The sequence below is a fragment of the Streptomyces seoulensis genome (assembly GCF_004328625.1).
Lineage (GTDB): Bacteria > Actinomycetota > Actinomycetes > Streptomycetales > Streptomycetaceae > Streptomyces > Streptomyces seoulensis.
Window position 1 is genome coordinate 5,767,168 of the sequence record NZ_CP032229.1, and the last position, 25,909, is coordinate 5,793,076.

The following is a 25,909-nucleotide window of genomic DNA, read 5'->3' on the forward strand; positions in this document are numbered from 1 at the left end:
GGTTGATCCCGCATGCGTGAAAACAGCTCGGCCGCGTTCACAGAGACGCCCGAAGAACCGTTCGAACTGACCACCGCACAGCAGGGTGTGTGGTATGGGCAACTGGTCGATCCGGACAGCCCCAAATACAACATCGGGGAATGCCTGGAGATCCGTGGCGGCCTCGACGAGGAATTATTCGCCGCCGCCGCGGACCATGCGATCCACCTCCACGACAGCTTTCACCTGGAGTTCGTCACTGACGGTGAAACGATTCGCCAACGCGTGGTGCGCCCCGGACCGGACGCCCCCGGCCGGCTGCGCCTGGTGGATCTGAGCGGCGAGGAAGACCCGACCGCCGCGGCCGAACGGTACATGGCCGACGACATGGCCACCGTCGACCGACTGGACTTCCCGCGCCACCACTTCGCGCTGCTGCGGCTCGGTCCCACGCTGCACCACTGGTACATCCGCTACCACCACATCGCCGTCGACGGCCTCAGCGGCGCCCTCTTCGCCCGCACCGTCGCCGACCTCTACACCCGCGCGGTACGCGGCGAGAGCGCGGACGAGATCACCGCCGCTCCGCTGCGCGACCTGGTCGACGAGGAGGCCGCCTACCGCGCCTCCGGCCGCTCCGAGGCCGACCGCGCCTACTGGACCGGCCGCTTCACCACCCCGGCCGGGGACGGCTCCGACGACGGGACCCGCGCCGCCGCCCCGCTCGTCCGCCGCCGCACCGACGCCCCCGCCCCGCGCACCGCCTCCGAGTCGCCGGTGGAACTGCACTCCGGCGACACCCTCCCGGCCACCGTGCTGGAAGAGTTGCGCCGCCTGGCCGGGGACAGCCGCACCACCTGGAGCGCCGTCCTCGTCAGCGCGGTCGCCGCCTACGTCGCCCGGGTCACCGGCACACAGGACGTCAGGGTCGGGCTCGCCTCCCACGGCCGGCACGCGGGGCTGCGCCACATCATGGGCATGACCTCCAACGTCCTGCCGCTGCGGCTGACCGTCACCCCGGACATGACGGTCGGCGCCCTGGTCCGCGCGGTCGCCGCCGAGATGCGCGGCGCCATGCGCCACCGCCGCTTCTCCCGCGAACAGCTCGCGCGCGAGCTGAACATGGCCGACGACGGCGCCCGCCTCACCGACGTGGTCGTCAACATCATGGGCTTCGAGTACGGCCTCGACTTCGGCGGCAGCACCGCCACCTCCCGGCTGCTGTCCATCGGCCCGGTGGACGACATCTCCCTCTTCGTCTCCGAACGCTCCGAGGGCCAGGGGCCGTTGATCGGCTTCGACACCAACCCGGAGCTGTACCACCCCGACGACGTCCGGCTGCACCAGCACGCCGTCGTCTCCTTCCTCACGGCGCTCGCCGGGGCGGACGCCGAAACCCCGCTCGCCGAGCTGCCGTTGCTCGACGACACCGCCACCGCCGACGTCCTCGCGCAGGGGCGGGGGACCGCACTGCCCGCCGGGGACACGGCACTTCCCGAGGCGTTCGCCGCGCAGGCCCGCCGTACCCCGGACGCCCCGGCCGTCGTCGCCGGTGCGGACACCCTCACCTACCGTGAACTGGCCGAGATCGTCGCCGAGTTGTCCGCCGCGCTGACCGGCTGGGGCGTCGGCGCCGAGGACGGGATCGGGGTGCTGGTGCACCGCTCGGCCGCCGTGGTGACGGCCTCGCTCGGCGCGGTCGGGGCCGGTGCCGCGTACGTGCCGATGGACGCCGGCTGGCCCGCCGGCCGGCTGGACCGCGTCGCCGGAACCGCCGGGGTCCGCGCCCTGGTCGTGGACGCCGCCAACGCCGAGGCGGAGTGGGTCAAGGAGCGGGCCGCCACCCTCCCCGTCCTCGTCGTCGACGAGCGCGGCGCCCTCCTGCGCGGCGCCCCCGAACGGCCCGGCACCCCGCGCGCGGTGGAACGGGGCGACCGCCTCGCCTACGTCATGTTCACCTCCGGCTCCACCGGCCTCCCCAAGGGCGTCGGCGTCACCCACGCCGACGTACTCGCGCTGGCCGCCGACTCGGCCTGGCGGGACGGCGCCTTCGACGCGGTGCTGATGCACTCCGCGTACGTCTTCGACGCCTCCACCTACGAGATCTGGGTGCCCCTGCTCAACGGCGGCAGAGTGGTCGTCGCCCCGCCCGGCGGACTGGAGCCGCGCGTCCTCCGCGAGATGACGGAGCGCTACGGGGTCACCTCGCTGTTCCTGACGACCTCGCTGTTCAACCTCGTCGCCGAGACCGACCCGGCCGCCTTCGCCGGACTCCGCCTGGTCGCCACCGGCGGTGAGGTCGCCGCCCCCGGCCTGACCCAGCGAGTCGCCGAGGCGGCCCCCGGCACCCGGGTGCTGAACGTGTACGGCCCCACCGAGACCACCACCTTCGCCACCCGCCACCAGGTCGGCGCCGACACCACCGGCGTACCCCCGATCGGCCGCCCCCTGGACGGCATGAACGCCTACGTCCTCGACGACCGCCTGCGCCCGGTCCCGCCCGGCGTGGTCGGCGAGCTGTACGTCAGCGGCCGGGGCGTGGCTCGCGGCTACCTGGGCCGCACCCGGCTCACCGCCACCCGCTTCGTCGCCGACCCGTACGACGCCGGCGGCGCCCGGATGTACCGCACCGGCGACCTCGCCCGCTGGACCGCCGACGGCGACATCGAGTACGCCGGGCGCGTCGACGGGCAGATCAAGCTGCGCGGGTTCCGTATCGAGCCCGCCGAGATCGAGAACACCCTGCTCGCCGACCCCGCCGTACGCTCCGCCCGCGTCCTGGTCCGCGAGGACGTGCCCGGCGACCCGCGCCTCGTCGGCTACGTCGTCCCCGAGCCCGGCACCGCCCCGGACGCCGCCGCGCTCGCCCGAACCGTGGGCCGGGCGCTGCCCGCCTACATGGTGCCGTCGGCGTTCGTCCTGCTCGACGCGCTGCCCCTCAACGCCAACGGCAAGCTCGACCACCGCGCCCTGCCCGCGCCCCGCGCCGCCACGGCTGCCGGACGTGCCCCGCGCACCGCCCACGAGGAGGTGCTGGCGGGCCTGTTCGCCGATGTGCTCGGCCTGGACGCGGTCGGCGTGGACGACGACTTCTTCGCCCTCGGCGGCCACTCCCTGCTCGCCACCCGCCTCGCCGGCCGGGTCCGCGCCGCGCTCGGCGCCGAGACCGACCTGCGGACCCTCTTCGAGCACCCCACGGTCGCCTCCCTGGCCGCCGTGCTCGACACCACCGGGGAAGCCCGCCCCGCGCTCGTCCCGCAGGACCGGCCCGGCACGGTGCCACTGTCCTTCGCGCAGCAACGGCTCTGGTTCCTCAACCGGGCCGAGGACTCCGGCGACACCTACAACGTGCCGCTCGTCCTCGACCTGGAAGGCCCGCTGGACACCGACGCCCTGCGCGGCGCCCTCGCCGACGTGGTGGCCCGGCACGAGAGCCTGCGCACGGTCTTCGCGGAGGAGGACGGGGTGGCCCGCCAGGTCGTCCTGGACGCCGCGCACGCCTCCGAACTGGTCCCACTCGCCGTGGAGGAGCCCCCGGCCTGGGGGGACGCCGAGATGTGGGCCGAGGAGGCGGTGGCCCGGCTGGCCGGCGCACCCTTCGACCTGGCCGGGGGCGTCGCCTTCCGCGCCGGGCTGCTGCGGCTCGGCGCCGACCGGCACATCCTGGTCCTGGTTCCGCACCACGTCGTCGCCGACGGCTGGTCCCTCGCCCCGCTCAGCCGGGACGTCGGCGCCGCCTACCGGGCCCGGCTGGCGGGGCAGGACACCCCCGACTGGCCCGCGCTGCGAGTGCAGTACGCCGACTACGCCCTGTGGCAGCGGGAGCTGCTCGGGGAGGACGGCGACCCTGACAGCCTCGCCGGACGGCAGCTCGCCTTCTGGCGCGAGGCGCTGCACGGCGCCCCCGACCTGCTCGAACTCCCGCTTGACCGGCCGCGCCCGGCCGTCCCCAGCCACCGGGGCGGGGCGGTGCCCTTCGAGCTGCCCGCCGACGCGCACACCGCGCTGACCGGGCTGGCCCGCGCGGCCGGCTGCACCCCGTTCATGGTGCTCCAGGCCGCGCTCGCGGTGACCCTGGGCGCCCACGGCGCGGGCGAGGACATCCCGCTCGGCACCGCCGTCGCCGGACGCGCGGACGAGGCGCTGGACGATCTGGTCGGCTTTTTCGTCAACACCCTGGTGCTGCGCACCGACCTCTCCGGTGACCCGACGTTCCGGGAACTGCTGGGCCGGGTCAAGGAGTTCGACCTCGCCGCGTTCAGCCACGGGGACGTCCCGTTCGAGCGGCTGGTGGAGGCGGTCAACCCGGAGCGCTCCGGCGACCACCACCCGCTCTTCCAGACCATGCTCGTCCTCCAGAGCCAGGAGCGGGCCGGGATCGACCTGCCCGGCATCACCAGCCGCGACCGCTCCGGGCACACCGGGATCAGCAAGTTCGACCTGACCTTCTCGCTCACCGAGAACGCGGCCCCCGCCGACCGGACCGAGCCCGCCCGGGGCATCGGCGGCTACCTCGAATACGCCACCGACCTCTTCGACGAGGCCACCGCCCGCGACCTCTGCGACCGGTTCGCCCGCGTCCTCACCGAGGCCGTGCACCACCCCGACCGGCGCCTCGGCGACCTCGACCCGCTCGGCCCCGGCGAACGCGACCGCCTCCTCGCCCAGGGCCACGGCACCCACCGCCCGCTCCCCACGGCCACCGCCCCGGAGGCGGTCCGCGAGTGGGCCGCCCGCACCCCGGACGCCCCCGCCGTACGGGACGCGGACACCAGCCTCACCTACGCCGAACTCGACGCCCGCGCCGACGCGTTGGCCGGCGTGCTGCGGGAGCGCGGCGCCGGACGCGAGACGCTGGTCGCGCTCGCCCTGCCGCCGTCCGTCACCACCGTCGTCGCCATGCTGGCCGTGCTGCGCACCGGTGCCGCCTACCTGCCCGTGGACCCGCGCTACCCGGCCACCCGCATCCGGCACATGGTCACCGACGCCCGCCCGGTCCTGCTGCTCACCACGCCCGACGTCCACGCGACGCTCCCGCCCACCGACGTACCGTGGCTCGACCCGGACCGGCTCGGCCCAGCGAGAGGCGGGTCGGGGCAGCCGGTCCACCCCGCCGACCCGGCGTACGTCATCTACACCTCCGGCTCCACCGGCCGGCCCAAGGGCGTGACCGTGCCGCACGGCGCGCTCGCCAACCACATGGCCTGGATGGCGGGACACCTCTCGCTCACCCGGGGCGACCGGGTCCTCGCCCGCACCTCCACCAGCTTCGACGCCTCCGTCTGGGAGCTGTGGCTGCCGCTGATGAACGGCGCCGAGGTGTGCGTACTGCCCGACGGGGTCAACCAGGACCCGAGGGCGCTGGTCGACTGGATGGGCCGGTTCGACGTCACCGTCGCCCAGTTCGTGCCCTCCCACCTCGCGCTCGTTCTCGCCGAGGCCGCCGACGCGGCACCGCTGCCCGCGCTGCGCGCCGTCCTGTGCGGCGGCGAACCGCTGCCCCGCGCGCTCGCCGACGACATCGCCCGCACCTGGCACGCCGAGGCGCACAACCTGTACGGCCCGACCGAGGCCACCATCGACGCCACCGCCCACCGCGTCCCCGAGGACGCCGAGGGCCACGCCGCCGACACCGTGCCGATCGGCCGGCCCGTCGACACCATGCGCGCCTACGTTCTCGACACCCGGCTGCGCCCCGTACCGACCGGGGTCACCGGCGAGCTGTACCTCGCCGGACCCAACCTCGCGCGCGGCTACCTCGGCCGTCCCGGCCTGACCGCCGAGCGCTTCGTCGCCGACCCGTTCGACACCACGGGCGCCCGTATGTACCGCACCGGCGACCTCGTGCGCTGGAACCGGCACGGGCTGATCGAGTACGTGTCCCGCGCCGACGACCAGGTCAAACTCCGTGGCTTCCGGATCGAGTTGGGCGAGGTGGAGGCCGCTCTCCTCGCCCGGCCCGGTGTCACCTCGGCCTGCGCGGTCATCCGCGAGGACGCTCCCGGAAGGCGCCGGCTGGTGGCGTACGCCGTCACCGTCGACGGCGCCCCGCGCGCCCTCACCCTGCGCGACGACCTCGCCGAGACACTGCCGCACTACATGGTGCCCGGCGCCGTCGTCGTCCTCGACGAACTCCCGCTGCTGCCCAACGGCAAGGTGAACCGGCGCGCCCTGCCCGCACCCGAGCCGGAGCCGGAGGACGGGACCTCGGTCGCTCCCGGCCGGGGCACCCCGCAGGAGGAACTCCTCGCCGGGATCTTCGCCGACGTGCTGCACCGCCCCGCCGTCGGCCCGCAAGAGAGCTTCTTCGACCTCGGTGGCCACTCCCTGCTCGCCATGCGCGTCGTCAGCCGCGTCCGCGCCGTCCTCGGGGCGGAGGTCGCGGTGCGCACCCTGTTCGAGCACCCGACCGTCGCCGGTCTGGCCCGCGCCCTCGACACCCACGGCCGGGCCCGCCCCGCCGTGCTGCCCGCGCACCGTCCCGAGCCGCTGCCGCTGTCCTACGCCCAGCAGCGCCTGTGGTTCCTCAACCGGCTGGAGGGGCCCAGCTCCACCTACAACATCCCGCTCGTCCTCGAACTCGACGGCGCCCTCGACCCGGACGCCCTCCGAGCCGCGCTCGGCGACGTCATCGAGCGGCACGAGGCGCTGCGCACGGTGTTCCCCGAGCGGGACGGCGTACCGCACCAGACGATCCTGCCCGCCGAGGCGGCCACGCCCGATCTGCCCGTGCTGAGCACGGCGCCCGCCGACATGGACGCCACCGTGCTGGCCGCCGTGCGGGAGACGTTCGACGTCACCGCCGACCTGCCGCTGCGCGCCCTGCTGCTGCGCTCGGCGCCGGAACACCATGTGCTGGTCCTCGTCGTCCACCACATCGCCGGTGACGGCTGGTCCCTCGCCCCGCTCGCCCGCCACCTGGGCACCGCCTACCGGGCCCGCCTGGAAGGCGCCGAGCCGGGGCTCGCCCTCGGCACCCCGCTCCAGTACGCCGACTACACCCTCTGGCAGCGCGCCCTCCTCGGCGAAGGCGAGAGCGACGGCGACGGCGGCGGTGACGGCGAGTCCGGCGACGACGGCGTACTGCGCGGCCAGCTCGACCACTGGCACACCGCGCTCGCCGGAATGCCCGGCCTGATCGATCTCCCGCTGGACCGGGCCCGCCCGGCCGCCGTCGATCCCCGGGGCGGTGTCCACACCTTCGAGGTGCCCGACCAGCTGCACAGCCGACTCAAGGGACTGGCAAGGGAGTCGGGCAGTAGCCTCTTCATGGTGCTCCAGGCGGCCGTGGCCACCCTGCTGCACCGGCACGGAGCCGGCGACGACATCCCGCTCGGCTCGCCCGTCGCGGGCCGCACGGACGAGGCGCTGGAGGACCTCGTCGGGTTCTTCGTCAACACCCTCGTCCTGCGCACCGACCTCTCCGGCCGCCCGACCTTCCGCGAACTCCTCGTGCGCGTGCGGGAGTTCGACCTCGCCGCGTACGCCAACCAGGACGTGCCGTTCGAGCGGCTGGTGGAGCACCTCAACCCGGTCCGGGCCCGCGACCACCACCCGCTGTTCCAGACCATGGTGGTGCTGCAGAACCAGGACAGCGTCCGCCCCGACCTGCCCGGACTCACCGTCGAGGACCGGCTCGTGCACAACGGGCTGAGCAAGTTCGACCTCACCTTCGCCTTCACCGAGGAGCGGGACGGCAGTCTCGGCGCCGGCGTCGAGTACGCCACCGCGCTGTTCGACCGCAGCACGGTCGAGCACCTCACGGCCCGGCTGCTGCGCCTGCTGGAGCGGGTCGTCGCCGAACCCGAACGCCCGGTGGCCGAGCACGACTTGATGACACCGGACGAGCACACCCTGGTCGCCCGCTGGGGTACCGGCCGCGCCCTGCCCGCCACCGACGAGCCCGCCGTCCTCCCGGCGCTGTTCGCGACCCAGGCCGCCCGCACCCCGGACGCGGTGGCCGTCACCGCCGACGACGCCTCCCTCACCTACGCCCGACTCGACGCCCTGTCCGCCGACCTCGCCGCCGCCCTCGCGGGCCTCGGCGTCGGCCCGGAGACCGGCGTCGGCGTGCTGCTCGGCCGGTCCCCGGCCGTCGTCACCGCCTCCCTCGCCACCGTCCGCGCCGCCGGGGCCTACGTCCCGCTGGACGCCCGCTGGCCCGAGGAGCGGCTCGGCCAGGTCGCCGGGGCCGCCGGGGTGAAGGTGCTCCTGGTCGACGAGGACGCCCACGGCTCGCCCTGGGTGCGCGCGGCCGCCGGGCGCATACCGGTCGTCGTACTGGACCGGCTCGGCCGGGTCCTGCGGGGCGCGCCCGAGCGGCCCGGCCGCCCGGCGCCCGTACCGGGCCCCGCCGCGCTGGCCTACGTGATGTTCACCTCCGGCTCGACCGGCATGCCCAAGGGCGTCGGCGTCAGCCACGCCGACGTGGTCGCGCTCGCCGCCGACTCCGCCTGGCGGGAGGGCGCCGCCGACGCCGTGCTGATGCACTCGGCGTACGTCTTCGACGCCTCCACCTTCGAGATCTGGGCCCCGCTGCTGCACGGCGGCCGGATCGTCGTCGCACCCGAGGGCGTTCTCGACGCCCGCGCGCTGGACGACGCGGTGCACACCCACGGGGCCACGGCCGTCTTCATGACGACCGCCCTGTTCAACGTGATCGCCGAGACCGACCCCGGCGCCTTCACCGGCCTGCGGCTGGTCTGCGCCGGCGGTGAACTGGCCTCCCCGGACGCCATGCAGCGGATCGCGGCCCTCGCGCCCGACACCCGTGTGCTGCACGTGTACGGCCCCACCGAGACCACCACCTTCGCCACCCGCTACCCGGTGCCCGCCGGTCTGCCCGCCGGGCCGCCGCCCATCGGCCGCCCGCTGGACGGCATGCGCCTGCACGTCCTCGACGACTCGCTGCGGCCCGTACCGCCGGGCGTGGTGGGGGAGCTGTACCTCGCCGGACACGGTGTGGCACGCGGCTACACCGGCCGGCCCGGCCTGACCGCCACCCGGTTCGTCGCCGACCCCTTCGACGCGGCGGGCGGCCGGATGTACCGGACCGGCGACCTGGTGCGCTGGACCCCGGACGGGCAGATCGCCTACGTCGGCCGGTCCGACGGCCAGGTGAAGCTGCGCGGCTACCGGATCGAGCTGGGCGAGATCGAGAACACCCTCGCCTCCTGCCAGGGCGTCGCCGACGCCTTCGCCGTGGTCCGCGAGGACACCCCGGGCGACCGGCGCCTCGTCGCCTACGTGGTCCCCGCGAGCGGGGCGAACCCCGACCCCGCCGACCTCGCCCGCGCCGTCGGCCGGTCGCTGCCCGCCTACATGGTGCCCAGCGCCCTCGTCCTGCTGGACGCGCTCCCGCTCACCCCCAACGGCAAGGTGGACCGGCGCGCGCTGCCCGTCCCCGAGTACGCGCCGGTGAGCGGACGCCCCGCCCGTACCGCCCGCGAGGAGATCCTCTGCGGACTCTTCGCCGACGTGCTCGGCCTGGACGCGGTCGGCCCCGACGACGACTTCTTCGCCCTCGGCGGCCACTCCCTGCTCGCCACCCGGCTCACCGCCCGCATCCGGGCCGCGCTCGGCGTGGAGGTCCCCGTCAAGACCCTGTTCGAGCACGCGGCGCCGGCCGCGCTGGCCGCCGTGCTCGACGGCGCCGAGACGGCACGGCTCCCGCTCACGCGGGCCGAGCACCGGGCGGAGCCGCTGCCGCTGTCCTTCGCGCAGCGCAGGCTCTGGTTCCTCAACCGGTTCGAGGGCCCCAGCGACACCTACAACGTGCCGCTCGTGCTGCGCCTGGACGGCCCGCTGGACGCCGACGCGCTGGAGAGCGCGCTGGCCGACGTGGTCGAGCGCCACGAGAGCCTGCGCACCGTCTTCCCGGACACCGACGGTGTGCCGCGTCAGCTCATCCTCGACGCCCGCACCGCCGACCTCGACCTCACCCCCCGCGACACCGACCCCGCCCGGCTGGACGAGGTGCTCGCCGCCCAGGTCGCCCACGCCTTCGACGTGAGCGCCGAGGCACCGGTACGGGCCCGGCTGGTGCGGCTCGGCACCGAGGCGCACGTCCTCGTCCTGGTCCTGCACCACATCGCGGGCGACGGCTGGTCCCTCGCCCCGCTCGCCCGCGACCTCGGCGAGGCGTACCGGGCCCGGCTCGCCCACGAGGAGCCGGGCTGGGCCGAACTCGCCGTCCAGTACGCCGACTACACGCTCTGGCAGCACGCCCTGCTCGGCGACGAGGAGGACCCGGACAGCCGGGCCGCCCGGCAGCTCGCCTACTGGCGCGAGGCACTGGCCGGAGCCCCCGAGCTGCTGGAGCTGCCAGGCGACCGGCCGCGCCCGGCGGTCACCGGGCACCGGGGCGACGCGTTCGCCTTCCCCGTGGACGCCGCCACCCACCAGGCCCTCGCCGCGCTCGCCCGTGCCCGCGGGTGCAGCCTCTTCATGGTGCTCCAGGCCGCCCTCTCGGTGCTGCTGTCCCGGCACGGCGCGGGTGAGGACATCCCGCTCGGCACCGCCGTCGCCGGACGCACCGACGAGGCCCTGGACGACCTGGTCGGCTTCTTCGTCAACACCCTGGTGCTGCGCACCGACCTCACCGGCGACCCCACCTTCGACGAAGTGCTGGACCGCGTACGGGAGTTCGACCTCGCCGCCTACGACCACCAGGACGTGCCCTTCGAACGCCTGGTGGACGCCCTCAGCCCGGAGCGGGCGCAGAACCACCACCCGCTCTTCCAGACCATGCTGGTGCTCCAGAACACGGCCGGCGCCGACATCGAGCTGCCCGGCCTCACCGTCTCCGAGCAGCCGGTGCGCACCGGCATCAGCAAGTTCGACCTGACCTTCACCTTCACCGAGACCGAGGACGGCGCCGGACACCCCACGGGGCTCGACGGGGTGCTGGAGTTCTCCACCGAGCTGTTCGACCACGCCACCGCGTTCACTCTCGCCGACCGGCTGACCCGCCTCCTCGCCTCCCTCGCGGCCGACCCCGGACAGCGGGTGCACGAGACCGAGGTGCTGGGCGCGTCCGAGCGGGAGCGGCTGGAGCGGGCGGCACTCGGTCAGGTCCGGCCCGTGCCCGCGCGGACGGCGCCCGAGGCGTTCCGCGCCCAGTGCACCCGGACCCCGAGCGCCGTCGCGGTCCGCGCGGCCGACCGCACCCTCACCTTCACCGAACTCGACCAGCTCTCCAACGACCTCGCGCACCATCTGCGCGGCCGGGGCATCGGCCGGGACGACCTGATCGCCCTCGCCCTGGAGGGCACCGCCGACCAGGTGGTGGCGATGCTCGCCGTCACCAAGGCCGGGGCCGCCTATCTGCCCATCGACCTGGAACACCCCGAGGCGCGGATCGCCTACACCCTCTCCGACGCCCGCCCGGCCCTCCTGCTCACCCACGCCCACCGCGTCCGGGACCGCCAACCGGCGGTTCCCGTACTCACGTTGGACGACCCGGCCGTCTGGTCCACCGGGCACACCGCGCCGCCCGCCACCGTGCCGGACCCGCGCGACGCGGCGTACGTCATCTACACCTCGGGCTCCACCGGGCGTCCCAAGGGTGTCGTCGTCACCCACGCCTCGCTCACCAACCACATGGCGTGGATGGCCGGCCACCTCGCCCTCACCGGGGACGACCGGGTCCTCGCCCGCACCTCGCCCAGCTTCGACGCCTCGGTGTGGGAGACCTGGCTGCCCCTGCTGCACGGCGGCTCCACCTGCCCGGTACCGGCCGCGCTCAACCACGACCCCGCCGGGCTGCTCGACCGGGTGCGTGAACTGGGCGTCACCATCGCCCAGTTCGTGCCCTCGCACCTCTCGCTGGTCCTCACCGAGACGGCCGGGGAGGAAGCGCCGACGACCCTGCGCGCCGTGCTCTGCGGCGGCGAACCCCTCCCGCGCACCCTGGCCCGGCGGGTCCGGGACACCTGGCGGGCCGAGCCGCACAACCTGTACGGGCCCACCGAGACCACCATCGACGCCACCGCCCACCACCACACCGACCCCGGCGCCGACACCGCCGAGGGGAGCGTGCCGCTCGGGCGCCCCGTGGACAACACCCGCGCCCACGTCCTCGACGCCCGCCTCCAGCCCGTGCCGCCCGGCGTCACCGGCGAGCTGTACATCGCGGGCGACGGGCTGGCGCGCGGCTACCTGGGCCGGGCCGGGCTCACCGCCACCCGCTTCGTCGCCGACCCGTACGGGCCCGCCGGCAGCCGGATGTACCGCACCGGCGACCTCGTCCGGCGCGACGCGGACGGCCTGCTCACCTACGTCTCCCGCGCCGACGACCAGGTCAAGCTGAACGGCTTCCGCATCGAACTCGGCGAGATCGAGACCGCGCTCGCCGCGCTGCCCGGCATCACCGCCGCCTGCGCCGTCGTACGCGAGGACCAGCCGGGCGAACGGCGGCTCGTGGCCTACGTGGTGCCCGGCGGGGGAGCGGCCGACGTGGCCGACGACGCGCTGCGCCGGGGGCTGGCCGACACGCTGCCGCCCTACATGACGCCCGCCGTCTTCGTGCACCTGGACGCGCTGCCGCTGATGACCAACGGCAAGACCGACCGGCGCGCCCTGCCCTCCCCGGTCCGCACCACCGGCACCCGGCCGGGCGGGGAGCCGCGCACCGAGCGGGAGCGCGTGCTGTGCGAGGTGTTCGGGTCCGTGCTGCGGGCCCCCGCCGTCCGCACCGACGACGACTTCTTCGCGCTCGGCGGCGACAGCATCCTCTCCATCCAGCTCGTCAGCCGGGTCCGGCAGGCCGGGCTCGCCGTCACCCCGCGCGCCGTCTTCGTGCACCGCACGCCGGAGGCCATCGCGGCCGTCGCCACCGTGCTGACTTCCGACTCGGCCGAACCCGCCGAGGCGGGCACCGGCGAGATGCCGCCCACGCCGATCGCGGCCTGGTTCCTGGAGCGGCCCGGCCCCACGGACGGCTACAACCAGTCCGCCGTGCTGCGCACCCCGGCCGACGCCGACGAGGAGACCCTCGCCGACACCCTTCAACTCCTCATCGACCACCACGACATGCTCCGGATGCGGGTCACCCGCTCCACCGAGGAGGAGCCCTTCCTGTACGCGCAGCCGCCCGGCTCCGTCCAGGCACGCAAGCGCCTCACCCGGCTCGACATCACCGGGCTGGACGCGGCCGCCGCGAGCGCCGCGCTGGCCGAGGCGGGCGAACAGGCCCGTACCCGGCTGCGGCCCGCCGACGGCCATGTCATCGAGGCCGTCTGGGGCGACGCGGGCGCGCACACCCCGGGCCGGCTGCTGATCGTCGTCCACCACCTGGCCGTCGACGCGGTCTCCTGGCGGGTGCTCGGCGCCGACCTCGCCGCCGCCTGGCGGACAGCCACCGGCACGCCGTCGCCGCTGCCGTCGGTGGCCACGCCGTACCGGAGCTGGGCCCGTCTGCTCGCCGCCCAGGCCCGCACCCCGGAGCGGGAGCGCGAACTCCCGCTGTGGGAAGGCGTGCTGAACACCCCGGACCCGCGTCTCGGACACCGCCCGCTGGACGCGGAGCGGGACACCGCCGAGCACACCCGGACCATCACCACCCGGCTCGAAGCCCGCTGGACCGGCCCGCTGCTCACCACCGCGCCGGCCGCCTTCCACGCCGGGGTGGACGACGTGCTGCTCACCGCGCTCGCCCTCGCGATCCGCGCCTGGCGCGAGGACCGGGGCACCGGCCGCACGGACGACAGCGCCGTCCTCATCGACCTGGAGGGCCACGGCCGGGAGCAGCTCGCCGACCACATCGACCTCTCCCGCACCGTCGGCTGGTTCACCAGTCTCTACCCGGTCCGCCTCGACCCCGGACCCGGCCGGGTCCTCGACCCCGCACGCTTCGACGCGACCCTGATCGACCGCGCCGTGAAGGTGATCAAGGAGCAGCTCCGGGCGATACCCGACCACGGCGTGGGCTACGGCATGCTCCGCCATCTCAACCCCGCCACCCGCGACCGGCTCACCGCCGAGTCCCCGCAGATCGGCTTCAACTACCTGGGCCGGTACGCGAGTTCCGCCGAGGGCGCGGGCGACTGGGAGGTCCTGCTCGACGGCGGCCAGCCGCGCAGCCAGGACCCGGACATGCCCGTCCACCACGTCGTCGACATCAACGCGCACACCGAGGACCGTCCCGACGGACCCGTCCTCGTCACCCGCTGGGCCTGGCCCGGCGACCTCCTGAAGGAGGAGGACGTGGCGGACCTGGCCGACGCCTTCGCCCGCGCCCTGCGCGCCGTCGCCGAACACGCCGAACAGCCCGACGCGGGCGGCTACACGCCCTCCGACCTTCCCCTGGTCTCCCTCGACCAGGCCCAGATCGACCGACTTCAGAACAAGTGGGGTGGACGCAAGTGACCGGGTTCCAGCTGGAGGACGTACTGCCCTTGACGCCGTTGCAGGCGGGCATGCTCTTCCACTCGCTCTACGACTCCCAGGCCGTGGACGTCTACACCACCCAGTTCGTCTTCGACCTGGAAGGCACCGTCAGCGTCTTCGCCCTGCGTTCCGCCCTCGGCACCCTGCTGCGCCGCCACGCCAACCTCCGGGTCGGCTTCCTCCACGAGGACCTCGACCAGCCCGTCCAGGCGGTCGCGGCGCAAGTACCCGTACCGCTGGAGGAGCTGGACCTGACCTCGGCCGGTACGGAGGCGCTGGAGGCGTTCCTCGCCGAGGACCGCACCCGGCGGTTCGACCTCACCACCCCGCCCCTGATGCGGTTCACCCTCGTCCACACCGGGCCCGGCCGGCACCAGCTGGTGATGACCAGCCACCACCTCCTCTTCGACGGCTGGTCCGTCCCGCTGCTGGTCCGCGAGCTGTTCGAGCTGTACGCCCGCCAGGGCGACGACCTCACGCTGCCCCGCGTCACCCCGTACCGCACCTACCTCGCCTGGCTCGCCGCGCAGGACCGGGCGGCCACGCTGGACACCTGGCGGGAGGCGCTGGCGGGGCTGGAGACGCCGACCCTGCTCGCCGGGCGGGACGCGCCGGAGGGCCCGGACTCCGCCGAGCTGCCCGAGACCCTGGTGCTGGAGCTGGACCGGGACACCACACACCGGCTGCGCGAGACGGCCCGCGCCTCCCGGCTCACCCTCAACACCCTGGTCCAGTGCGCCTGGGGGCTGGTGCTGGCCCACCTGACCGGACGCTCCGACGTGGTGTTCGGCACCACCGTCTCCGGGCGGCCGCCGGAGATCCCCGGCATCGAGACGATGATCGGCCTGTTCATCAACACCGTCCCGGTACGGCTGCGCCCCGAGCCCGGCGAGTCCCTGGCCGCGCTGCTCACCCGGCTCCAGGAGGAGCAGGCACGGCTGCTGGGCCACCAGTACGTCGGGCTGACCGAGATATGCGAGACCGCCGGGCTCGACCGCCTCTTCGACACCCTCGCCGTCTTCGAGAACTACCCGCTGGACGCCGAGGCCCTGCGCACCGCCCAGCAGGGCATGGCCGGCCTCACCGTCGCCGGGATCGAGGGCACCGACGCCGCCCACTACCCGCTCACCCTCACCATCGCCCCCGGCGAGGACAGCCTCCGCGTCACCTTCGGCTACCGCGCCGCCCTGCTCGACCGCACCCTGATCGAACAGACCGTGGCCCGTATGCGCCGTCTGCTCATCCGGATGGGGGAGGGCCTCGACGTACCCGCCGACAGCCTGCCCCTGCTGCTGGAGGGCGAGCGGGAGCAGCTGCTGGCGAGCGGACGCGGCGCGGAACTCCGGCTCGACGTACGGAACATGAGCGTGCCGGACGTGGTGGCCCGGCAGGCCGTGCACCACCCCGGCACGATCGCCGTCACCGGCGCGGGCGAGGAGCTGACCTACGGACAGCTCCAGGAGCTGTCCACCGGGCTGGCCAAGGCCCTGACGGGCTCCGGGGTCGGCGCCGAGGACGGGGTCGGCATCCTGCTCGCCCGCTCCTCGGCCCAGGTCACCTCCGCCCTGGCCGTGCTGCGCGCGGGCGCCGCGTACGTCCCGCTGGACCCGCGCTGGCCCGCCGACCGCCTCGACCGCGTCACCGAGTCCGCCCCGCTGCGCGCCCTGATCGTGGACGGCACCACCCGGGACAACGCCTGGGTGCGCGGACTGGACATCCCCGTCCTCACCGTGGACTCCGCCGGACGCGTCGTCAGCGGCGGCCCGTTCGCCCCCGGCGCGCTGCCCGCCGTGTCCGGCGGCGACCGGCTCGCGTACGTCATGTTCACCTCCGGCTCCACCGGCCTGCCCAAGGCCGTCGGCGTCACCCACGCCGACATCACCGCCCTCGCCGCCGACCGCACCTGGGCCGACGGGATGGCGGACGCCGTGCTGATGCACTCCGCGTACGTCTTCGACGCGGCCACCTTCGAGATCTGGGCGCCCCTGCTCAGCGGCGGCCGGGTCGTCGTGGCCCCGCCCGGAACGCTCCAGCCCGCAACGCTCCGCGACCTCGTCACCCGGCACGGGGTGACGGCGGCCTTCCTGACCACCGCCCTGTTCAACGTCATCGCCGAGGCCGACCCCGGCGCCCTCGGCCTGCTCCGGCTGGCCGCCGCCGGCGGCGAGGCCGCCACCCCCGGCGTACTCCAGCGACTGGCCGCCGACCACCCGGGCACGACGGTCCTCAACGCCTACGGACCCACCGAGACCACGACCTTCGCCACCCTCCACCGCGTCCCGGCCGGCGCCCCGCCCGGCATGCCCCCGATCGGCCGCCCGCTGGACGGCATGCGCGCCTACGTGCTGGACGCGGCTCTGCGCCCGGTGCCGCCCGGTGCCGAGGGCGAGCTGTACCTCGCGGGCCCCGGTGTCGCGCGCGGCTACCTCGGGCGCCCCGACCTCACCGCCACGAGGTTCGTCGCCGACCCCTTCGAGGAGGACGGCACCCGGATGTACCGCACGGGTGACGTGGTACGCCGGGACACCGACGGCCGTATCCACTACGTCAGCCGCGCCGACCAGCAGATCAAGCTGCGCGGCCACCGCATCGAGCCCGCCGAGATCGAGGCGGTCCTGCGCACCGACCCGTCCGTGCGCGCCGCCTGCGTCCTGGTCCGCGAAGACCTCCCCGGCGACCGCACCCTCGCCGCGTACGTCGTCCCGGCGCCCGGCCACACCGCGGACCCCGCCCGGCTGGCCGCGCACATCGGCCGCCACCTGCCCTCCTACATGGTGCCGTCCGCCATCCAGCCGCTCGACGCCCTCCCGCTGACCGTCAACGGAAAGGTGGACCGGGCCGCGCTGCCCGCCCCCGCCGCCACGGGACCCGGAGGTGCGGGACGGGCGCCGCGCGGGGCGCACGAGGAGATCGTCGCCGGACTGTTCGCGGACGTGCTCGGTGTGCCCCAGGTCGGCGTCGACGACGACTTCTTCGCCCTCGGCGGCCACTCCCTGCTCGCCACCCGGCTGGTGGGCCGCGTCCGTACCGCGCTGGGCACCGAGACCGAGATCCGTACCCTCTTCGAGAACCCGACGGTCGCCTCCTTCGCCGCCGTCCTCGCCGACGGCGACCGCCCGGCCCGCCCGGCCCTGGTCCCGCAGCCGCGCCCCGAGGTGCTGCCGCTGTCCTACGCCCAGCGTCGCCTGTGGTTCCTGCACCGGCTCGACGGCCCCTCGGCCACCTACAACATCCCCTTCGCCGTACGCCTCGACGGCCCGCTGGACCAGGACGCCTTGCGCGCCGCGCTGGACGACGTGGTGGCCCGGCACTCCGCGCTGCGCACGCTCTTCCCGGCCGACGGGGACGGCCCGCACCAGCGCATCACCGAACCCGGCGCGGCGGACGTGCCGTTCACCGTCCGGGACGCCGACGAGGGCCGGCTCGACGCGGCCGTCGCGGAGGCCGCCGCCGAGGCCATCGACATAGAGGCCGAACTCCCGCTCCGGGCCACGCTGTTGCGGCTCGCCGACGACTCCCACGTACTCGTCCTCGTCGTCCACCACATCGCCGCCGACGGCTCCTCCCTCGCGCCCCTCGCCCGCGACCTGGGCACCGCCTACCGCGCCCGCTCCGGCGGCCGGGCCCCGGCGTGGACCGCACCCCCGGTCGACCACGTGGACCACGCCCTCTGGCAGCGGACCCTCCTCGGCGACGAGAGCGACCCCGCCAGCGTGCTCTCCGGCCAGCTGGAGCACTGGCAGCGGGCGCTCGCCGGACTGCCCGAGCTGATCGACCTGCCGTGGGACCGGCCGCGCCCCGCCGTGCCCCACCACACCGGCGCCACCCACGACTTCATCCTGGACGCCGATACCGCCCGGCGGATCGCGGACCTTGCCCGCACCAGCGGATGCAGCGTCTTCATGGTCCTCCAGGCAGCCCTCTCCCTGCTGCTCTCCCGGCACGGCGCGGGTGAGGACATCCCGCTCGGCACCGCCGTCGCCGGACGCACCGACGAGGCGGCCACCGATCTGGTCGGCTTCTTCGTCAACACCCTCGTCCTGCGCACCGACCTCTCCGGCGACCCCACCTTCCGCGAACTCCTGGACCGGGTGAAGGAGTTCGACCTCTCCGCCTACACCCACCAGGACCTGCCCTTCGAGCGGCTGGTCGAACTCCTCAACCCCGCCCGCTCACAGAGCCACCACCCGCTGTTCCAGACCATGCTCGTCCTGCAGAACCACGGCCCGGCCGCCCCGGTCGAGCTGCCCGGCCTCACCGTGAGCCCGGTCCCGGTCGAGCTGGACGTGGCCAAGTTCGACCTGTCCTTCACCTTCACCGAGACCCACGACGACCGGGGAGCGCCGGGCGCCATGCGGGCCGCCGTGGACTACGCGACGGAACTCTTCGACGCGGCCACCGTGGAGGCCCTCGGCGAGCGCCTCGCCGGGCTGCTCTCCGCCGTCACCGCCGACCCCGACCGCCCGCTGCGCGCCTACGACGTGCTCACCGACGCCGACCGCGCCCGCGTCACCGCCTGGGGCACCGGCCCCGAGGCCGACCGGCCCGAGAGCGTCCCCGCCCTGTTCCGGCGCCGGGTACGCGACACCCCGGACGCCCCGGCGCTCCGCGACGCCACCACCACGCTCACCTACCGCGAACTCGACGCCCTCGCCGACTCCGTCGCCGCCGACCTCGCCGCACGCGGCATCGGCGCCGAGGACCGGGTCGCCGTCGCCCTGCCCCGCGACCGCGAGCTGCTGGTCACCCTGCTCGGCGTCCTCAAGGCCGGAGCCGCGTACGTACCGCTCGACCCGGACTATCCGGCCCGGCGCCTCACCCACATGGTCGAGGACTCCCGGCCGCGCCTGCTGCTGACCACCCCCGAGGTGCGCGAGCGGCTGCCCGAACTGCCGGTGCCGTACGTCCACGTAGGGGACCTCATGCGGGGCACGGCCCCCGCCTCCGTGGACCCCGACCCGGCGCACCCGGCGTACGTCATCTACACCTCCGGCTCGACCGGCCTGCCCAAGGGCGTCGTCGTCACCCACCAGGGGGTCGGCGCGCTGGCCCGCACGCACGCCGAGCGGCTGCGGGTCGGGCCCGGCGACCGGGTGCTCCACCTGGCGTCCGTCAGCTTCGACGCGGCGTTCTGGGAGATGTGCATGGGCCTGTTCACCGGGGCCTGCCTGGAGATCGACGAGCGCGACGCCCTGCTGCCCGGACCGGCCCTCGCCGGCACCGTCCGGGAGCGCGGCGTCACCCACCTCACCCTGCCGCCCGCCGCGCTCGCCGTGATGCCGCCCGGCTCACTGCCCGAGGGCACCACCATCGCCCTGGCCGGCGAGGCGTGCCCGCCGCACCTCGTGCACACCTGGGCGCGCGACCGGCACCTGGTCAACGCGTACGGGCCCACCGAGACCACCGTCTGCGCCACCATGAGCGCCTTCCAGCACGCCGACGGCCCCCTCGCGCCCGAGCGCACCGTGCCCATCGGCGTTCCCGTCGACGGCACCCGCGTGTACGTCCTGGACGACCGGCTGGCCCCCGTACCGCCCGGCGTGGTCGGCGAGTTGTACGTCTCCGGCGCCAGCCTCGCCCGTGGCTACCACGAGCGGGCCGCCCTGACCGCGACCCGGTTCGTGGCCGACCCCTTCGACCGGGCGGGCGGCCGGATGTACCGCACCGGCGACCTGGCCCGCTGGACCGCCGACGGCGAACTCGTCTACGTCTCCCGCGTCGACGACCAGGTCAAACTGCGCGGTTTCCGCATCGAGCTGGGCGAGATCGAGGCCGCCCTCACCGCGCTGCCCGGCATCGGCTCCGCCTGCGCGATGGTCCGGGAGGACCGGCCCGGCGACCGGCGCCTGGTCGCCTACACGGTCGCGGAGGAGGGGCAGCGGGTGCCCGACGGTGCCGAACTGCGCGCCCGCCTCGCCGAGACGCTGCCCGACCACATGGTCCCGGCCGCCCACGTCACGCTGGACACCCTGCCGCTGACCCCCAACGGCAAGACCGACCGGCAGGCCCTCCCGGCGCCGGAGCGCACCGCCCCCGGCGAGGGCACCGCCCCGCGCACCGACCTGGAACGCGAGCTGTGCACGGCGTTCGCGCAGACCCTCGGTGTGCCCCAAGTCGGCGTACAGGACGACTTCTTCGCCCTCGGCGGTCACTCCCTGCTCGCCGTCACCCTCGCCCAGCGGATCGAGGAACGCTGTGGCCGGCGCCTGTCCCTGCGGGACCTCTTCGCCGCGCCGACCGTGGAGGGCGTCGCCCGCCTGCTGGAGCGGACTCCGGGGGAGCAGGGGTTCGGCGGCGGGCCCGACCTCGCCGCCGAGGTCCGCCTCGCGCCCGACATCACGGCCACCACGCGCAGGAGCGCCCGCCCCGGCACGCGCCCGCTGCTCACCGGTGCCTCCGGGTTCCTGGGCGCGTTCCTCCTGCGCGACCTCATCGAGAGCACCGGCGGCCCGGTCGACTGCCTGGTCCGAGCCGAGGACCCCCGCCGGGCCGCCGAGCGGCTGCGGGCCAACCTGGAGCACTACGGCCTCTGGCAGCCCCGCTACGAGAGCCTGATCAACGCGGTGCCGGGCGACCTCGCCGCCCCGGGCCTCGGCCTCACCCCCGAGGACCGCACCGCGCTGGTCCGCCGCCTGGGCCCGGTCCTGCACAACGGCGCCCGCGTCAACTTCGCGGCCGGGTACGGGGATCTGCGCGCCCCCAACGTCGCGGGCACCGAGGAACTGCTGCGGCTGCTCGCCGACTCGGCGTCACCGGGCCTGCACTACGTCTCGACCACCAGCGTGTTCGCCCCGGCGACCGGCGACGACCCGGTCGTCGTCACCGAGTCCACCCCGACCGGGCCTCCGGCCGGCCTGCCCGACGGGTACGCGCGCAGCAAGTGGGTCGCGGAGGGCCTGGTCGGCCTCGCCGCCGAGCGCGGGCTGCCGGTCACCGTGCACCGGCCCGGCCGGATCAGCGGCGACACCACCACCGGTGCCTGCCAGGACCGGGACCTGCTCTGGCAGCTCATCAAGGGCTGCCTCCAGGCCGGGGCGGTGCCCGACCTGCCGTACGGCTCCACCGACTGGGTGCCGGTGGACCATGTCAGCCGGGCGGTCGTGGCACTCGCCGGGGCGGAGCAGCCGGGCGGCGAGGTGTATCACTTCACCAACCCGGACGCCCCGGACCTCGGCCGCGTCTTCGCGGCGGCCGCGCGGCTCGGCCACGAGCTGAGCACCGTCCCCGTCGAGGAGTGGCAGGCCCGCATCGCGGCCGACCCGGACAACGCGGCCCAGCTCTTCCTCGGGGACGAGCCGCAGACCCGGCACGAGGCGATGGACCGGCGGCGCTTCGACTCCCACCAGACGGCCAAGGCGGCGGGTGTCCTCGGCGTCCACCAGCCCGAGCTGACCGACGAGGTGCTCGCCCGCTACCTCACCTGGTTCCAGAGCACGGGCTTCCTGCCGGAGCCGGGGAAGGGAGGGTCCGCGCGCTAGCGGGCGGACCGCTCGGCGGCGCGCTTGATGCCGTGCAGGGCCTCCTCCAGGCCGCGGCTGACGTGCTCGCCCTCGACGTTGTCGGTGTGCAGCTCGACGGTCAGCCGCGAGCTGCCCGCCTCGTCGCCCGCGGCCACGTGCAGCCGGCCGTGGTAGTCGTCGGGGCCGGGCGCGCCCCACTCCAGACTCTTGCCGTCCTCCAGCACATGCACCCACGCCTCACTGGTGACGTCCTGCTCCGGCTCACCGGGCGGGTCGATGTGCGCGGTGACCGTGACCCGGTCCCCGCCCTCCGGCTCGACCGCGGTCAGCCGGGGGAGGTAGGACGGGAGGTTCTCCACGTCCGCGAGGTAGTCGAAGAGGCGGTCGGCGGGGACGGCCACATCGATCGAGTTGTCGTAGTTACCCATGCTCCCGCTGTGCCCCGGCGCGGGGGGCGGTAACGGTACGGACGGGCGGATTGATCCGGACGGGTGAACCGGTGGAAACGGCTGGCGCAGCACCGGGTTCAGCGCCGCCGCCCACCCTCGCAGCCGACCTGATCAGGGAGTTTCGCAGGTGGGCAGGATTATTCGGTCGCCTCGGGGAAACGCGGACCGGGACCCGTTGACCACGAACGCCTGGAGGCGACCATGAGTGACGAGACCCCGATGGCGGACGACGCCTACCAGCCCACCGGTGGCAATGAGGAGCAGGAGGATGCCGCGCCGCTGGATCTTCAGGACGCGGTCGGTGAGCGGGACTACGACGAGATTCTCGACGAGGGGTACTCCCCTCCGGAGCGGCCGTTGGGTGTGAATCAGCACGGGACCACGGCCGCCGAGCAGCAGGAGGGGGAGACGCTGGACGAGCGGCTGGAGCAGGAGGTGCCGGACGTGACGGCGTCGGCCGGGGACGGGGTCGGTGACCTGCCCGGCGGCGAGGGCGAACCGCTCGACGCCGAGGTGGGCGACGCCCGCGCTGGCCGGCTGGTCGCCCCGGACGAGGGCGCGCACGCCGACACGGTGGGCGAGGAGGTCGCTGAGGACGTGGGCATCGACGGCGGCGCGGCGGGCGCGGAGGAGGCGGCCGTCCATGTCATCCCGGACGAGGGCTGACCGTCCGGTGCTTACCGAGTGGTGACGTCGGGGCCGTGAGCCGGGGAAGTGGGGGTCCGGGGGCCTAGCTTGAGGGCATGCGTGTATTGGTCACCGGCGGTGCCGGGTTCATCGGGTCGCATGTCGTCGACGCGCTCAGGGCGTCCGGGCACGAGGCCGAGGTCTTCGACGTCCGCGACGACCCCGCCGCGGACGTCCGCGACCACGCGGCCGTCGCCCGCGCCCTCACCGGCGTGGACGCCGTCTGCCACCAGGCGGCCATGGTCGGCCTCGGCGACGGTGTCTCCGACGCGGCCGAGTACGTATCCCGCAACGACCTCGGCACCGCCGTCCTGCTGGCCGCGATGGCGGAGGCGGGCGTGCGACGCCTGGTGCTGGCCGGGTCGATGGTGGTGTACGGCGAGGGCCGCTACGAGTGCCCGGCCCACGGTGTCGTACGGCCGGGCCCGCGCGCCGAGGCCGACCTCAAGGAAGGCCGCTTCGAGCCGCCCTGCCCCCACTGCGGCACCGCGCTCGTCCCCGGCCTGGTCGGCGAGGACGCCCCGGCCGACCCGCGCAACGTGTACGCCGCCACCAAGCTGGCCCAGGAGCACCTGGCCGCGGCCTGGGCCCGCGCCACCGACGGCACCGCGTTCTCCCTGCGCTACCACAACGTGTACGGCCCCCGGATGCCCCGCGACACCCCGTACGCCGGAGTCGCCGCGTTCTTCCGCTCGGCGCTGGAGCGGGGTGAGGCGCCAAGGGTGTTCGAGGACGGGGGCCAGCGGCGCGACTTCGTGCACGTACGGGACGTGGCGGCGGCGAACCTGGCCGCGCTGACGGCGCCGGACCGGCCCGGCACGCTCACCGCGTACAACACCGGCAGCGGCGAGCCCCGCACGGTCGGCGAGCTGGCCCGGGCGCTGGCCGCCGCGCACGGCGGTCCGGAGCCGGTGGTCACCGGCGAGTACCGGCTCGGGGACGTACGGCACATCACCGCGGACTCCGCCCGGCTGCGCGCCGAACTGCGCTGGCGGCCGGAGGTCACCTTCGCCGAGGGGATGGCGGAGTTCGCGGGGACCGGCTGAGTCAGGAGGCGGGGGCGGGCAGGGTCACCTCGAAGCGGCAGCCGCCGGGGATGTTCCGTACGCTCGCCCGCCCCTGGTGCGCCTCCACGATCCCCCGGACGATCGCCAGCCCGAGCCCCGCACCGGCAGGCGGCGTCCGCGCGTCGGTACCGCGCCAGCCGGTGTCGAAGACGCGGGGCAGGTCCTCCTCCGGGATGCCGCCGCAACCGTCCGTCACCGACAGCACCACGCCCTCCGGCGCCCGCCGGGCCGCGACGGCGACCGTGCCGTCGGCCGGGGTGCGCCGGATGGCGTTGACCAGCAGGTTGGCGACGACCCGGCTCATCTCCTTGCCGTCCACCTCCACCGGCACCGGCCGCACCCCGTCGCCCACGAGCCGTACGCCGTGCTCGCGGGCGAGCGGGCCCACCCCGGCGAGGGCGTCGCCCACCAGGTCGTACAGCGAGATCCGGGACGGGCTCAGCGGGAGCGTCCCGGCGTGGATGCGGGAGAGTTCGAAGAGGTCGCCGACCATGCCGTCCAGGCGTTCCACCTCGGTGCGGATCTGCCGCAGATAGCGGGCCGGATCGGCGGCCACCCCGTCCTCCAGCGCCTCCGACATGGCGCGCAGACCGGCCAGCGGGGTCCGCAGATCGTGCGAGATCCAGGCGACCAGTTCACGCCGGGACGCCTCCAAGGCGCGCTCGCGCTCCCGGGAGTCGGCCAGCCGGGCGCTGGTCGCGGCCAACTCCCGGCTGAGGGCGTCCAGTTCGGCGGTGGCCGGGACGGCGGGCGCGGAGAAGGCGCCGGCGTCGCCGAAGTGCCGTGCCGCGTCGGTGAGTTCCCTGCTGCGGGCGACCACGCGGCGGCCCAGGAGGAGCGCGCTCGCCAGGGAGACGACCGCCGCCATCGCGACGACCGTGGTCACCACCCGCAGATCGTGCGGCGACAGGAACATCGCCCACGCCACCGCCATCGTGCCCGCCAGCATGGCGAACACGCCGACGCCCGCGACCACGGTGAGCGAGGCGGTCAGCGAGCGGCGCCGGACCAGCCGCAGCACGGCGGCGCCGAGCAGACCGGAGGCGGCGGCGCCGAGGAAGGCGTAGAGGGCGATGAGGAGGTTGTCACGCATGCCGGTCCTCCTCCACCCCGGCGGCCGCGTCCGGCTCGAAGCGGTAGCCGACACCCCAGACGGTACGGATCAGCCGGGGCCGGGCCGGATCGTCCTCGACCTTCCCGCGCAGCCGGCGCACATGGACGGTCACCGTGGACAGGTCACCGAACTCCCAGCCCCACACCTCCCGCATCAGCTCCTCACGGGCGAAGGCGCGGCCCGGATGTCGCAGGAGGAACGCCAGCAGGTCGAACTCGCGCAGTGTCAGGGCGAGTTCAGCGCCGTCCTTGGTGGCCCGACGGGCAGCGGTGTCCACGGTCAGGCCCGCCGCCGCGAGCGTGCGGGGAGCGGGCGGTGTGCCGGTTGCCGGGCGGCTGCGGCGCAGGACCGACTCCACGCGCAGCACCAGCTCGCGCGGGCTGAACGGCTTCGTCACATAGTCGTCCGCGCCGACCTCCAGGCCGAGCACGCGGTCGTCCTCGTCGCCCCGCGCGGTGAGCATGATGACCGGCACCGGGCCGCGCTCGCGCAGCCGCGCGCACACCTCCAGACCGTCCATGCCGGGCAGCATCAGATCGAGCACCACCAGATCGGGCCACCGCCCGGCGGCGGAGGCGAGGGCGGAGGGGCCGTCGGCGGCGCGGTCCACCGCGTGTCCGGCGCGGACCAGATACCCGGCGACGACCTCGGCCACGGTCGGGTCGTCGTCCACGACCAGCACACGGCCTGCGGACGGGGTGGTGTACGGCTGCTGCATGCCCTCCAGCCTGGCACCACCACCGCGTCCCGGGCGCCCCGGCTCCC

At 75.0% G+C, this 25,909-nt stretch carries 7 protein-coding genes; 4 read left to right on the plus strand and 3 right to left on the minus strand.

The window, feature by feature from the left end; genetic code table 11:
• The first annotated feature begins 12 nt into the window (after nucleotides 1-12).
• Both D0Z67_RS26655 and D0Z67_RS26660 read left to right on the plus strand, forming a co-directional pair.
• Nucleotides 13-14,346 (plus strand): non-ribosomal peptide synthetase, encoded by a 14,334-nt coding sequence (locus D0Z67_RS26655; protein WP_031182209.1) that lies wholly within the window; start codon nucleotides 13-15, stop codon nucleotides 14,344-14,346.
• Nucleotides 14,343-21,845 carry a non-ribosomal peptide synthetase gene (locus D0Z67_RS26660; RefSeq protein WP_031182210.1) on the plus strand — a complete coding sequence of 2,501 codons (7,503 nt, stop codon included), beginning with the start codon at nucleotides 14,343-14,345 and terminating at the stop codon, nucleotides 21,843-21,845. The genes D0Z67_RS26655 and D0Z67_RS26660 overlap by 4 nt, the downstream gene beginning before the upstream one ends.
• Here D0Z67_RS26660 and D0Z67_RS26665 read toward each other — a convergent pair.
• The gene (locus D0Z67_RS26665) at nucleotides 21,842-22,255 is read right to left on the minus strand and encodes an SRPBCC family protein (RefSeq protein WP_031182211.1); all 414 of its coding nucleotides are present in this window, start codon (nucleotides 22,253-22,255) and stop codon (nucleotides 21,842-21,844) included. The two genes, D0Z67_RS26660 and D0Z67_RS26665, sit on opposite strands and share 4 nt — an antisense overlap.
• A 222-nt stretch (nucleotides 22,256-22,477) precedes the next feature.
• Between D0Z67_RS26665 and D0Z67_RS26670 the strand changes: the two genes are divergently transcribed.
• Nucleotides 22,478-22,942, plus strand: coding sequence for a DUF5709 domain-containing protein (locus D0Z67_RS26670; protein ID WP_031182212.1), 465 nt, complete (start codon nucleotides 22,478-22,480; stop codon nucleotides 22,940-22,942).
• A 77-nt stretch (nucleotides 22,943-23,019) separates the two neighbouring features.
• Nucleotides 23,020-24,009, plus strand: a complete 990-nt coding sequence (locus tag D0Z67_RS26675) for an NAD-dependent epimerase/dehydratase family protein (protein WP_031182213.1) — start codon at nucleotides 23,020-23,022, stop codon at nucleotides 24,007-24,009.
• A 1-nt stretch (nucleotide 24,010) separates the two neighbouring features.
• Here the strand turns inward: D0Z67_RS26675 and D0Z67_RS26680 are convergent, their stop codons facing one another.
• Complete coding sequence (locus tag D0Z67_RS26680; RefSeq protein ID WP_031182214.1) at nucleotides 24,011-25,123, minus strand: sensor histidine kinase; 1,113 nt, start codon at nucleotides 25,121-25,123, stop codon at nucleotides 24,011-24,013.
• Complete coding sequence (locus D0Z67_RS26685) at nucleotides 25,116-25,862, minus strand: response regulator transcription factor (RefSeq protein WP_037775409.1); 747 nt, start codon at nucleotides 25,860-25,862, stop codon at nucleotides 25,116-25,118. Before D0Z67_RS26685 ends, D0Z67_RS26680 begins: the two co-directional genes overlap by 8 nt.
• Nucleotides 25,863-25,909: the final 47 nt, after the last annotated feature.

Bases quoted from the DNA above. Each gene is read 5' to 3' on its own strand.
- D0Z67_RS26665 (WP_031182211.1), bottom strand. From the start codon at position 22,255: ATGGGTAACTACGACAACTCGATCGATGTGGCCGTCCCCGCCGACCGC.
- D0Z67_RS26655 (WP_031182209.1), top strand. From the start codon at position 13: ATGCGTGAAAACAGCTCGGCCGCGTTCACAGAGACGCCCGAAGAACCG.
- D0Z67_RS26680 (WP_031182214.1), bottom strand. From the start codon at position 25,123: ATGCGTGACAACCTCCTCATCGCCCTCTACGCCTTCCTCGGCGCCGCC.
- D0Z67_RS26670 (WP_031182212.1), top strand. From the start codon at position 22,478: ATGAGTGACGAGACCCCGATGGCGGACGACGCCTACCAGCCCACCGGT.
- D0Z67_RS26685 (WP_037775409.1), bottom strand. From the start codon at position 25,862: ATGCAGCAGCCGTACACCACCCCGTCCGCAGGCCGTGTGCTGGTCGTG.
- D0Z67_RS26675 (WP_031182213.1), top strand. From the start codon at position 23,020: ATGCGTGTATTGGTCACCGGCGGTGCCGGGTTCATCGGGTCGCATGTC.